The sequence below is a fragment of the Aromatoleum evansii genome (assembly GCF_045689615.1).
Classification (GTDB): Bacteria; Pseudomonadota; Gammaproteobacteria; order Burkholderiales; family Rhodocyclaceae; genus Aromatoleum; species Aromatoleum evansii.
The window spans coordinates 530,236-544,341 of the sequence record NZ_CP141259.1 but is presented as its reverse complement, the minus strand read 5'-3'; the positions used below and the strand labels follow the sequence as shown (position 1 = coordinate 544,341).

At 66.4% G+C, this 14,106-nt stretch carries 4 protein-coding genes; 1 reads left to right on the top strand and 3 read right to left on the bottom strand.

All coding sequences use genetic code 11. The annotated features are described in order from the left end of the window. Positions 1 to 25: 25 nt before the first annotated feature. The gene (locus U5817_RS02270; protein WP_407279581.1) at positions 26 to 1,936 is read right to left on the bottom strand and encodes a DUF3656 domain-containing protein; all 1,911 of its coding nucleotides are present in this window, start codon (positions 1,934 to 1,936) and stop codon (positions 26 to 28) included. Positions 1,937 to 2,215: 279 nt separating this feature from the next. On the opposite strand from U5817_RS02270, the gene U5817_RS02265 reads away from it, so the two are divergent. Beyond that, positions 2,216 to 8,095 (top strand): retention module-containing protein, encoded by a 5,880-nt coding sequence (locus U5817_RS02265; protein WP_407279580.1) that lies wholly within the window; start codon positions 2,216 to 2,218, stop codon positions 8,093 to 8,095. A 60-nt stretch (positions 8,096 to 8,155) separates the two neighbouring features. Here the strand turns inward: U5817_RS02265 and U5817_RS02260 are convergent, their stop codons facing one another. Together U5817_RS02260 and U5817_RS02255 are read right to left on the bottom strand one after the other, a co-directional pair. Then, a complete protein-coding gene (locus U5817_RS02260; protein ID WP_407279579.1) occupies positions 8,156 to 12,973 on the bottom strand; it encodes an NAD-glutamate dehydrogenase in 4,818 nt (1,605 codons plus the stop codon). A gap of 259 nt (positions 12,974 to 13,232) precedes the next feature. Then, positions 13,233 to 14,024, bottom strand: a complete 792-nt coding sequence (locus U5817_RS02255; protein ID WP_339380066.1) for an SDR family oxidoreductase — start codon at positions 14,022 to 14,024, stop codon at positions 13,233 to 13,235. Positions 14,025 to 14,106 lie beyond the last annotated feature (82 nt).

Genomic DNA, 14,106 nt, shown 5'->3' with positions numbered 1-14,106 from the left:
CGCGGGGCGCGGATCACTCGACCACTCAATCGCCGGCGACCTGCACCCGGCCGCCCTTGCCGCCGACGCGCCGGCCGACCACGTGCATCTCGCACGCCTTGCAGTCGAAGCGCAGCGTCAGCGGCTCGCGCACGACGCGCTCGCCGTCCGTGCGCTCCTGCCACAAGGTCATCGGATCGGGGCGGATGCCCTTCACCTGCTTCGGGCACAGGTTGAAGCTGTAGCGCAGGCAGTGCTTGGTGATCATCAATGACACGAGTCCGTCCTCGTGGTTCGCCTCGAAGGCGTCGGCGATCAGCTCGACGCCGTGCCTGCGGTAGAACTCGCGCGCACGGGCGTTGAAGACGTTGCCGAGGTAGTTCAGCGAAGTGTCCGGGTAGCGTGCCGGCGGATCGACCGGCAGCGCACGCAGCGGGCGCTGCCACACCGCCGCGCGGGCCTCGACGAGTGCCTCCACCGCGGCGCGGCGCAGTGCGTTGAGCTGCCCGACCGGCACGAACCAGGGCTGCGCGGTGTCGATCGCCACCTCGTCCGCAGCGGCAATGAACATCGTGCCGCCGAGCTTCGCGAGGCTGTCGCGCAGGGTCGCCAGGGCGCGCTCCGGGTCGCGCGCTTCGGCCTTGTCGCAGGCGAGCGTGGCCGTCGCCGACACACCCGTCTCGTCGGTGATCGTCAACGCCAAGCCGTCCGCCGCATCGGCCAGACGCAGTCGCACCCGCACGCGACGTTCGGCCGATTTGCCGGCGAGCTGTTTCTCGAACGCGTGATCGACGTTGCGGTACAGCGTCGCACCGCTCACGAGCCCCTGCGGCAGGTCGACGAGCTGGATCCGGTCGCCATCGACGCGGTTGACGCGCGCCCCCTGCAGCTCCCCGGCGGCGTTGAACCACGCCAACCCGTCGCCGTTGGCGAGCGGCTCGGCGGCATCGACGGTGACGAAGCGCCCGCTCACGCCCAGCACGCGACCAACCGGGGCGCCGACGAACTTGGGTGACTCGAAGGACTCGATGTCGCCGTGCCGGCCATTGACGAAATAGTCCGTGCTGCCGCGATTGAAGGTCTTGTCCGGACGCGGCGTGAAGGAGAAGGTCGAGCGGCCCGCCGAACTGCGCGCAAGCTCCGGCCGTCCCTCGAGGATGCGGTCGAGCTCATGGCGGTAGTGCGCGGTCACGTTCTTCACATAGGCCAGATCCTTCAGCCGCCCCTCGATCTTGAACGAGCGGATGCCGGCGTCGACCAGCGCCTCGAGGTTCGCCGTCTGGTCGTTGTCCTTGAGCGACAGCAGATGCCGCCGCTCGGCCACCGGTGTGCCGTCGGCATCCTTCAGCGACCACGGCAGGCGGCACATCTGCGCACACTCGCCGCGGTTCGCGCTGCGTCCGGTGAAGGCGTGGCTGATCGTGCACTGGCCCGAATAGCTGACGCACAGCGCACCGTGGATGAAGAATTCCAGCGCGCAGCGCTCGCGGTCCGTGGCGTCGGCGACCGCACGGATCTGCCGCAGGTCGAGTTCTCGCGCCAGCACGATCTGCGAGAAGCCCACGTCCTGCAGGAAGCGCGCCTTGGCCGGGGTGCGGATGTCGCACTGCGTGCTCGCGTGCAGCTGGATCGGCGGCAGATCCAGCTCCAGCAAGCCCATGTCCTGCACGATCAGCGCGTCCACGCCGGCCTCGTACGCTTGGACGACCACCCTGCGCGCGTCCTCCAGCTCGTCGTCGCGCAGGATCGTGTTGAGCGCAAGCAGCACGCGCGCCGAATAGCGGTGCGCGTGGGCGGCGAGCGCGGCGATGTCCGCCATGCTGTTGCCGGCCGAGGCGCGCGCCCCAAAGGACGGCCCGCCGATATACACGGCGTCGGCACCGTGCTCGATCGCGGCGACGCCGGATTCGAGGTTGCGGGCGGGAGCGAGGAGTTCGAGGGCGGAGGCGTGCGACATCGGGAAACCGGGCAAGTGCGAGTGGATGGAGCGTCCCGCGTGGGGCGGAGGCCCCGGAATGATAGGACTTTTTCCCCTCGCACCGTCACCGATCGCACGCTCCGCGAGCTCGCAACATATCGTTACAAGTCGTGAATTCCTTCACACGAACGGCCTGCCCCCTGTACCTCCGGCCAATACCTTCCGGACCTCCCCGGCCCTATTCTGTTACCGAGTGTAAAAGGATTCCCGCGCAGCTGCCACTCGGCGGCTTCGCCAGACGATCAGAGGAGCAGGAAAATGGCACAAGCGATTGCGGTAGTCGTGGCGGTCACCGGCAGGGCGTTCGCGCGCGACGTAAAAGGCAACCTGCGTCCGCTCAAGGCGGGTGACACGCTGCAGGAAGGCGAAGTGGTCATCACCATGGCCGGCGGCCAGGTTGAACTGGCGATGGCCGACGGGGCCCCGATGACGGTCACCGCGGATCAGGTCGTGACGCTCACCGCGGAGGTCTCCGCAACGAGCCGGCCGGGCCGCGAGGACGCCCAAGTCTCGCAGGATACCGTCGACCAGATAATCCAGGCGCTTGAACAGGGCGGGAACCTCGACGACATCGAAGCCCCTGCAGCCGGTCTGGCCGGCGGCGGCGGCGGCGAAGGCAACAACTTCGTGCGCCTGCTGCGGATTTCCGAAGGGGTGAGCCCGCTCGAGTTCGAGTATGCCCAGGAAACGACCGCGCTCCTCGAGCCTGAAGAACCGGCACCGATCGCGGAGGAGCCTGAGCCCATTGGCACGACGATCACCCTCGGCGACGTCACGGTGTTCGAAGGCACGGGCACGGCTACGATCACCGCAACCGTCAGCAGCCCGGTGACTGGCAGCGACCTCGTCATCACACTGAGCAACGGCGCGATCATCGTCATCCCGGTCGGCTCCACCACCGGCACCTCGACGCCCTTCCCGATCCAGGGCGAAGACCCCTACATCGACGCCGAAACCTTCCCGGTCTCGGTCGTCGACACCAGCGGCAGCGGCTTCAGCACGGTGACCCCGACCGGTCCGGCGACCGTGACAGTGAATGACACGATCGACCAGACCAATTCGTCGCTCAACGTCAAGCTCGAAGCAGCCCCTTCGCTTACTGAGGACGGCGACACCCTCACCTACCTCGTCACGCTGAGTGCCGCCGTGCGTCCGGGCGACGATCCGGTGACGATCACCTTCACCGATATCGCCGGCAACACGCAGACGATCACCATCACCGAAGGCACGACCGGGTCGCTCAACGTTACGATCTCCGAGTCGCTGTTCGAAGATGTCTACAAGGAAGCGGACGCCGTTCTGCCCGTCGCGACCAATGTCACGCTCTCAGGCGGCTCCAATTTCGAAGCCCTCAACCCGCCCTCGGTCGGCACGGTGACCCTTGTCGACACCATCGATACCATCGCAGTCACCCTCGACGACGTCACCGTCTCCGAGGGCAGCGGCACTGCCACGATCACCGCGCACGTCACCAATGCGGTCACCGACACCGACCTCGTGATCACGCTCTCCAACGGCGCCTCCGTCACCATCCCCGTCGGCGCGACCTCCGCCGCCTCGACCCCCTTCGCGGTCCAGGGCGACGATCCCTATGTCGACGGCGAGAGCTATACGGTGAGCATCACCGGCACCACCGGCGGCAACTTCGAGGAACTCAACACCAGCGACACGGCCACCGTCACGGTCAATGACACGACCAACATCACCGCCGTCACCCTCGACGACGTCACCGTCTCCGAGGGCAGCGGCACGGCCACGATCACCGCGCACGTCACCAATGCGGTCACCGACACCGACCTCGTGATCACGCTCTCCAACGGCGCCTCCGTCACCATCCCCGTCGGCGCGACCTCCGCTGCCTCGACCCCCTTCGCGGTCCAGGGCGACGATCCCTATGTCGACGGCGAGAGCTATACGGTGAGCATCACCGGCACCACCGGCGGCAACTTCGAGGAACTCAACACCAGCGACACGGCCACCGTCACAGTCAATGACACGACCAACATCACCGCCGTCACCCTCGACGACGTCACCGTCTCCGAGGGCAGTGGCACGGCCACGATCACCGCGCACGTCACCAGTGCGGTCACCGACACCGACCTCGTGATCACGCTCTCCAACGGCGCCTCCGTCACCATCCCCGTCGGCGCGACCTCCGCTGCCTCGACCCCCTTCGCGGTCCAGGGCGACGATCCCTATGTCGACGGCGAGAGCTATACGGTGAGCATCACCGGCACCACCGGCGGCAACTTCGAGGAACTCAACACCAGCGACACGGCCACCGTCACAGTCAATGACACGACCAACATCACCGCCGTCACCCTCGACGACGTCACCGTCTCCGAGGGCAGTGGCACGGCCACGATCACCGCGCACGTCACCAGTGCGGTCACCGACACCGACCTCGTGATCACGCTCTCCAACGGCGCCTCCGTCACCATCCCCGTCGGCGCGACCTCCGCCGCCTCGACCCCCTTCGCGGTCCAGGGCGACGATCCCTATGTCGACGGCGAGAGCTATACGGTGAGCATCACCGGCACCACCGGCGGCAACTTCGAGGAACTCAACACCAGCGACACGGCCACCGTCACGGTCAATGACACAACCAACATCACCGCCGTCACCCTCGACGACGTCACCGTCTCCGAGGGCAGCGGCACGGCCACGATCACCGCGCACGTCACCAATGCGGTCACCGACACCGACCTCGTGATCACGCTCTCCAACGGCGCCTCCGTCACCATCCCCGTCGGCGCGACCTCCGCTGCCTCGACCCCCTTCGCGGTCCAGGGCGACGATCCCTATGTCGACGGCGAGAGCTATACGGTGAGCATCACCGGCACCACCGGCGGCAACTTCGAGGAACTCAACACCAGCGACACGGCCACCGTCACGGTCAATGACACGACCAACATCACCGCCGTCACCCTCGACGACGTCACCGTCTCCGAGGGCAGTGGCACGGCCACGATCACCGCGCACGTCACCAATGCGGTCACCGACACCGACCTCGTGATCACGCTCTCCAACGGCGCCTCCGTCACCATCCCCGTCGGCGCGACCTCCGCCGCCTCGACCCCCTTCGCGGTCCAGGGCGACGATCCCTATGTCGACGGCGAGAGCTATACGGTGAGCATCACCGGCACCACCGGCGGCAACTTCGAGGAACTCAACACCAGCGACACGGCCACCGTCACGGTCAATGACACGACCAACATCACCGCCGTCACCCTCGACGACGTCACCGTCTCCGAGGGCAGCGGCACGGCCACGATCACCGCGCACGTCACCAATGCGGTCACCGACACCGACCTCGTGATCACGCTCTCCAACGGCGCCTCCGTCACCATCCCCATCGGCGCGACCTCCGCTGCCTCGACCCCCTTCGCGGTCCAGGGCGACGATCCCTATGTCGACGGCGAAAGCTATACGGTGAGCATCACCGGCACCACCGGCGGCAACTTCGAGGAACTCAACACCAGCGACACGGCCACCGTCACGGTCAATGACACGACCAACATCACCGCCGTCACCCTCGACGACGTCACCGTCTCCGAGGGCAGCGGCACGGCCACGATCACCGCGCACGTCACCAGTGCGGTCACCGACACCGACCTCGTGATCACGCTCTCCAACGGCGCCTCCGTCACCATCCCCGTCGGCGCGACCTCCGCCGCCTCGACCCCCTTCGCGGTCCAGGGCGACGATCCCTATGTCGACGGCGAGAGCTATACGGTGAGCATCACCGGCACCACCGGCGGCAACTTCGAGGAACTCAACACCAGCGACACGGCCACCGTCACCGTAGACGACACGATCGGTACCACCACCGCCACCCTGACCGGCACATCCTCTACTCTTCCTGGCGGCACTATCACCTACACAGTGACGCTGGACCATGAAGTACGGGCAGACGACGCGCCGGTAGTCGTGACCCTGTCGAACAGCTTGAGCATCACGATCAGCTCGGGAACCACGGAATCGATTACCGTCAACGCCCCGAACGACGGTACGACGCCCGCAGTCGGCCCCGTGACCGTAACTACGGTCAGCCAAACCGTAAGCGGCACGCAGGGCTCCTTCGAGTTTCTGGCCTCCACAGGCACAGTCACGACTGATATCGACTACACGCCGTCAATCACGACCTCTAATCAGATCGTCGATGAAACGGGTGGCCTAGACACGGTCAGCGGGCTCTTGGCGGTCAATTACGGTGGCGACAACCCCGGCACGCTTGCCCTGGCCGCGAGCAACGCGACGTGGACCGCCGGCACGAACACGCTGACTGCCAACGACGGAAGCTGGAAGATTGTCGTGAACAGCAACGGCACCTACACCTTCACCCAATTGGCGCCACTAACTCATCCTGTTACGACCGATTCTAATGATCCGATCACATTGAGTATCACCGCGAGCGTCACCGATGCGGACGGGACGCCTGCGTCGACCTCCTTCACCGTCGCAGTGCTAGACGACGGTCCGACGACAACTCAAGTGACGAACCTTACCTTCTCTAATCAGGACGCCACGACCGGTGCAAGCGGTACCTTCGCCTACGAAATCGGGACTGACGCGCGAACGACGTACAGCGCGAGCAGTTCGGACTTCCATACCATCACATTGGCGAGCGGATTTGTAGGCGCTACTCCGATTGCGATCGGAGCGAACCCAGTGAATTGGGTATCCGAGACCAGCAACGAAGCGGTGTTTTCCTTCACCTTCCAATACGCAGCTAATCCACTCACACCCGGCATCCTGAGCGAAGCATCCGGTCAATTGATTTTCGACAAGGATGCGGACACCTACACTGTGAAACTGGATGACCCGGTCGAAAGCTTCACTGTTCTCAATACCGGCAGCACCATGGCTCAGGAAAGCTACAACCTTGTGGGTGAAGCTGCGAGTCAACCAGAGATCGTCGTCTCGAAGCTTGCTGCAGACTTCTATGTCCGTTTCACTGGAACGTCCGGCCCCTTGCGCGCCGACGGAGACTCAAACTTCACTGCCAACGAAACCTTCACCGGGACTCAGGACTATGTGAACGTCAATACGACTCAAAACGGTGTCGGCGACGGAGTGGTCGGGCCGGGCGAAGTCCTCAACATGGAGTTCTACACGAGCAGTCCTGGCAGCAACCAAAGCCCCGGTAACGGTACGGCACGAGCCGACGGTCTCTACCTGAAGATCGCCCAGTTCCAAGGGAAGGAAGACTTCGTCGTTGTCCTCAAGCTGATTGATCCCGAAGACAGCACCGACGTCATCACGCGTGCAATCGTCGTAAGCAGCGCGGATGTGTTTACGGGCGCGAACCCCTACGGCATTCCGCTCGGCAATGGCGAAGGGGTGGTGATCATCGAGAGTAACGACTTCAACTTCGGCGATGAGAACTACCAGATCTACGGGGCGCAGTTGCTGTCCTCGACCGAGAGCGTGACCGGATCGGGCATCAACCTGAATCCCCTCACGGGCTCTACAGGCGGATCCAGCCTAAGCGACACCCAAGCATTCGGGACGACCAGCGGATCCAACACTACAGGCACTTCTGACAACGACGTCATCAAGTTCACCGATATCGGTTTCCTGTCCAGTACCACAAGCACTCAAGATACCAAGCTGACGTTCGGGGTGACGGTTGGCGACGCAGACGGTGACACCACCGCAGCCCAAACGCTGAATGTGACGATTGAGGGCAACACGCACTTCCTCGGTACCGCAACGGCTGACACGATGTATGGAAGCGACGGCAATGACACGCTTCAGGCGGGCGCGGGCAATGACACCATGTTCGGCGACTTGGGTGCCGACACCTTCAAGTGGGCCCTTGCCGACGCTAACTCGGCGAGCGTGCCGACGGACACGATCAAGGACTTCAACACCGCTGCCTATGCCAGCGGTGGCGACCGCCTCGATCTGAAGGATCTGCTCGAAGGCTTGTCCCCGACCAATGAAAGCCTCGATAACTACCTGCATTTCAGCAAAACCGGGACATCGACGACGATCGAGGTGCATTCAGGCGGCAACGGAACACCGATCGATCAAGTCATCGTGCTCGAAAACGTCGATCTGGTCACAGGTTTCGCGAACGACGCAGCGATCATCACCGACCTCATGACCAAGGGCAAACTCATCACCGACTGACGCCCTGACGAGTCGCCCGGCGGCCTCAAGGCCGCCGGGCTTTTTTTGTCCATACCCCGCTCACACCATCCCGCGCAGCTCCCTCAGCAGCACCGACAGCATCGACATTTCGATCCCCTGCGCCATCTTCACGTCGGCGAGGAGGTGCCGGTAGCGCTCGATCTGCGGCATGCGGCGTGCTTCCCAGGCGGCGATGAGATCCTCGGGCTGCCCCAGGTCGGGCGCGGTCCGGAGGGTTTCCGCGGCGAGGCTGCGGGCGAGATTCGACAGATCGACGCGCAGCGCGCCGCGCGCGAGGTTCTGCCAGCGCGTGTCGGCCGGCAGCGCGGCGATCTGCGCGCCGAGCCAGTACAGGTCGAGGTGGCCGCCGAGGGTGAAGTACACGGCGGCCACCGTTCCCTCGGGGCGGCCGGTGTCGGCGACGATCTCGACGAGGTCGAGCGCCGAGTACAGCTCGTCGAGCAGGGCGACGCGCAGCGCGAGCTCTCCGGGCACACCCCGCTCGACGTATCGCGCGGTCACGGCGTCGAGCTGTGCACGATAGTCGTCCGACACCAGGCGGTACAGGTGCTCGGACAGGGCTTCGACGCCCGGAGTAAAGCGCGCCAGCGTGGCCTGCAGGTCGGCGAGCCATTCGCGGTGGCGCAGGAACCAGGTCGTGCCGCGCTGCACGAGCCGGCCGCAGTCGATGATCATCGCCGTCTGGACGGCGTCCTCGACGCGATTGTCGAGTTCCTCGATCGCGCGCCAGATCGGCACCAGCCCGAATATCTCGCGCGTCGCCATGTAGGCGCGCACGATCTCCGCGGGCGTCGCGCCCACTTCGCCCTGCAGCCGGCTCACGAAGGTGGGGCCGACGCGGTTGATCATGCTGTTGATGACATGCGTCGAGATGATCTCGCGGCGCAGCGGATGCTTCGCGATGTGGGCGGCGAAGCGTTCACGCAGCGGGGCCGGGAAGTAGCGCGACAGCGCGCTGCCGATGTAGGGGTCCTCCGGCACGTCGGACGCGAGCACCTCGTCGTAGAGCTCGATCTTGCTGTAGGCGAGCAGCACGGCCAGCTCCGGCGCGACGAGGCCGGTGCGCGCGGCAGCGCGTTCGGCGATCTCGTCGTCGAGCGGCAGGAACTCCAGCTTGCGGTTGAGTCGCCCGGCGAAACTCAGGCGGCGGATGAACTCGGCCTGCTCGTCGAGCAGCGCCACGCCGCGCGCGCGCGTCACCGACAGCACCTGCGTCTGCGCGTAGTTGTCGCGCAGCACCAGCGCGGCGACCTCGTCGGTCATCTCGACGAGCAGGGCGTCGCGCTGCTTGCCGGTGAGCTCACCCTCGGCGATCACGCTGTTGAGCAGGATCTTGATGTTCACCTCGTGATCGGAGCAGTCCACGCCGCCGGAGTTGTCGATCGCGTCGGTGTACAGCCGGCCACCCTTCAGCGCGTACTCGATGCGCCCGAGCTGCGTCATGCCGAGGTTGCCGCCTTCGCCGACGACGCGGCAGCGCAGCTCGGCGCCGTTCACCCGCACCGCGTCGTTGGCGCGGTCGCCGACCGAGGCATCCGTCTCGCTCGTCGCCTTCACATAGGTGCCGATGCCGCCGTTGTAGAGCAGATCGACCGGCGCACACAGGATCGCGTGGATCAGCTCGGACGGCGTCAGCGACTCCGCGGCGACGCCCAGCGCGGCCTGCATTTGCGGCGACAGCGCGATCGCCTTGGCGCTGCGCGGCCACACCCCGCCGCCGGCGGAGATCTTCGTGCGGTCGTAGTCGTTCCAGGAGGAGCGCGGCAGCGCGAAGAGGCGCTCACGCTCGACGAAGGAGGTTTCCGGGTCGGGATCGGGGTCGATGAAGACGTGGCGATGGTCGAAGGCCGCGACCAGGCGGGTCTTGCGCGAGCGCAGCATGCCATTGCCGAACACGTCGCCCGACATGTCGCCGACACCGACTGCGGTGAAGGGATCCTCCTGCGTGTCGATGCCGAGCTCGCGGAAGTGGCGCTTCACCGACTCCCACGCGCCGCGCGCGGTAATGGCCATCTTCTTGTGGTCGTAGCCGGCCGAGCCACCGGAGGCGAAGGCGTCGCCGAGCCAGAAACCGTACTCGGCCGCGACGGCGTTCGCATAGTCGGAGAAGCTCGCGGTGCCCTTGTCCGCGGCAACGACGAGATAGGGGTCGTCGCCGTCGTGGCGCACCACGTCGGGCGGCGGCACGACACGGCCCTGCACGAGGTTGTCGGTGAGATCGAGCAGGCCGCGCAGGTACAGGCGGTAGCACGCGATGCCTTCGGCGAGCACCGCCTCGCGATCGCCGGCCGGCGGCGGATTCCTGACCACGAAGCCGCCCTTGGAGCCGACCGGCACGATCACGGCGTTCTTGACGATCTGCGCCTTCACCAGACCCAGCACCTCGGTGCGGTAGTCCTCCATGCGGTCCGACCAGCGCAGCCCGCCGCGCGCCACCTTGCCGCCGCGCAGATGCACCCCCTCGAAGCGCGGCGCATAGACGAAGATCTCGAACATCGGCATCGGCTGCGGCAGGTTGGGGATGCGCTTCGGATCGAACTTGAACGACAGATAGGGCTTGAACGCGCCGTCCGCAGCCCGCTGGTAGTAATTCGTGCGCAGCGTCGCGCGCACCATCGCGAGGAATTGGCGCAGGATGCGGTCCTCGTCGAGGTTGGCGACGTCGTTGAGCGCGTCGTCGATGCCGGCCAGCACCGTCGCCTCGTGGCGGAGACGCTCCTGGCCGCGGGCCGGGTCCATGCGCAGCGCGAAGAGCTCGATGAGCTGGCGCGCGAGCCGCGGATGGGCGGCGAGCGTCTGCTGCATGTAGGTCTGGCTGAACGTGAAAGCGGCCTGCTTCATGTGCTTCGCGTAGGCGCGCAGCACGGTGATCTCGCGCCAGGTGAGCCCCGCGAGCAGGGTCAGGCGGTTGAAGTCGTCACTCTCCGTCTCCCCGCGCCAGGCGCGCAGGAAGGCGTCGTGGAAGAGCGGGCGCAGGGTGTCGATGTCCAGTTCCTCGGCCCCCGCATACGCGAGGCCGAAGTCGTGGATCCACACGCATTCGCCATCCTGGCGCGCGATCTCCGAAGGCCGCTCGTCGATGACCTTCACGCCCATGCGCTCGAGCATGGGCAGGCTCTGCGACAGCGGCACCGGCGCACCGACGCGGTAGATCTTGAAGTTGAGCCGTCCCGCAGGCGCCTCCAGCGGGATGTAGAGGCTCATCGCCAACCCGTCTGCGGCGACCGACTCCATCTGCTCGATGTCGAACACCGCCACACGCGGCGAAAACTCCTCGCGATAGCCGGCCGGAAAGGCGCTGCCGTAGCGGCGCAGCAGGGCCATGCCGCGCTCCTCGCCGCAGTGCTCGAGCAGCACGCGCTGCAGCTCGTCCTCCCAACGCCGCGTGGCACGCACGATGCGCTGCTCGAGCTCGTGCACCTCGAAGGGCGGGATCACCGAATCGCGCGTGCGCACGATGATCAGCACGCGCGCGAGCGCCGACTCGAAGAACTGCACGTCGAAGTCCGAGCTCGCACCGTTGAAGGCTTCCATCAGCACCGCCTGCATGCGCAGGCGCTGGTCGGTGTTGTAGTGCTCGCGCGGCACGTAGATCAGGCAGGAGACGAAGCGCGCGAAGGGGTCGCAGCGCACGAAGAGGCGCGTGCGCTGGCGCTCGCCCAGGTGCAGGATGCCCATCGCCTGGTGGAAGAGCTCTTCGGCGTCGATCTGGAACAGCTCGTCGCGCGGATAGCGCTCGAGGATGGTCAGCAGCGCCTTCGCCGCATGGCTCTTGGGCATCAGGCCGGCACGCGCGATCACCGCATCCACCTTGCGGCGCAGGAAGGGGATGAGCTTGGGGCTGGCGCTGTAGGCGGTGGACGCCAGCAGGCCGATCACGCGGCGTTCGCCGCACACGTGGCCGTCCGCGTCGAAACGCTTGATGCTGAAGCGGTCGATGTAGCCGGCGCGATGCACGGTCGAGCGCGTGTTCGACTTCGTGACCGTGAGCAGCACCGGCAGATTGGGCAGCGTTGTCTTCAGCTCCGCAGGCAGGGCGCCGAACGAGCGCGAGCGCTTCTCGCCTTCCTTCTCGCGCAGCAGCCCGAGCCCCGAACCGGCGACGATGGACAATTCCGGCGTGCCACCGTCGGCCGCAGCCAGCTCGTAGTCGCGGCAGCCCAGCAGCACGAGGTTGTCGTCCATCAGCCACTGCAGGAAGGCGACGCTCTCCTCGATCTCCTCGGCGGCGACCGGCGGCGGATTGTGCTCGACCTCGCTGATGATGTCGGCGACGCGCTGCTGCATCGCGGGCCAGTCGCTCACCGCCACGCGCACGTCGGCAAGCACGCGCTCCAGGCCCGCACGCAGCGCATCGAGGTCGACCGCGTCGGTGCGCCGGTCGACCTCGACGTGGATCATCGATTCGTAGTGCCCCGTCCCCGCCTCGTCGGCCACGCCCTGATAGACGCCGTCCGCGTCGCGCACGACACGCATCACCGGGTGAATGATCAGGTGCAGCGTGAGGCCCTGGCGATTGACCTCCATCGCGATCGAGTCTACGAGGAAGGGCATGTCGTCATTGACGATCTCGATCACCGAGTGGGTCGATTCCCAGCCGTGCTCCTCGAGCTTGGGGTTATACACGCGCAGGCGCGTGCCGCCACGGTGCTTGCGCGCGAAGTGCCAGTGGCTGAGCACCGCGCCGTACAGGTCGTCGACGGTGTAGTCGGCGATGTCCTCGGGCGCGACCTGCCCGAACCAGCAGCGCGCGAAGGCGCCGACGAGGGCCGCCTGGTCCGGGGGGAGCTTGAGTTGGATCTGATCGAGGATCGCTTCGAAACTTGCGGCACCGCTTTCTGCGTGGCGTGTCTGCATCGCTGTCTCCCGCGTGACGGGGGCCGCGCCGCGACGAGCCGATCAGTCGGGCAACCGCCCACCTTATCCGCATCACCTTACCCGCATCGCGTGCCGCGGGGAAGGGGTGGAGCACCGAACAGTACAATCGCATGAACGATATTCGGCGAGGACCCGTGCGGAGCGGCGGGAAGAGTCTGTGGGAGCGGCTTTAGCCGCGAATCGCCATCCGTTCGCGGCTAAAGCCGCTCCCACATGGAATACCGCCCCGGCAGCTCTGCTACAGCGGCAGCCCGCGCGGCTTGCGGCCGGCGCGGGCGAACAGGGCGTCGAACACCGGGTTCGGCAGCGCCCGCAGCACGCGCGCGACGACGCCCATCTGCCAGGGCACGACTGCATAGCCGCGACCGGCGTCGATAAGCTTCGCCATGCGCCGCGCGGCCTCGTCGGCCTGCAGCATGAAGGGCATCGGATATTTGTTCACGGCGGTCATCGGCGTTGCGATATAGCCGGGCGCGAGCGTCACGACACGCACGCCGCTGCCGCGCAGCTCGACGCGCAGGCTCTCCAGATAGGCGATCGCGGCGGCCTTCGATGCGCTGTACGCGCCCGCCCCGGGCAGGCCGCGGATGCCCGCCACCGAGGCGATGCCGACGAGCCGCCCGGAGCCGCGCCGACGCATCGCCTCGACGAAGGGCTGGAAGCTCGCGACCATGCCGTTCACGTTGGTGCGCATTACGCGCTCGAAGGCCGGTAGATCCTCGGAGCATTCGGTGAGCGTACCGACCGACACGCCCGCATTGGCGATGACGATGTCGGGCACGCCGAAACGCGTCAGGTAGGCTTCGGCCGCCGCCGCGAGGGCGCCCGCGTCACCGACATCGGCCGGCAGGGGGAGATGTTCGCCCGGCAGCTCGGCTGCGAACGCCGCCAGCGCCTCGCCGCGTCGCGCAACGAGGCCGAGGTTGGCGCCGCGACCGGCGTAATGACGAGCGAAGGCCTGACCGAGGCCGCTGGAGGCGCCGGTCAGGAAAACGCGAAGTCCGGCCGGAGCCGGACTTGCATGGGACACAGGGCGGGGATCGTGCTTCACGAAAACAGGGATCGCATGAATGGCGCGCTGAAGTGTCGGGGGTGGGCGCTTAACCAAAAAC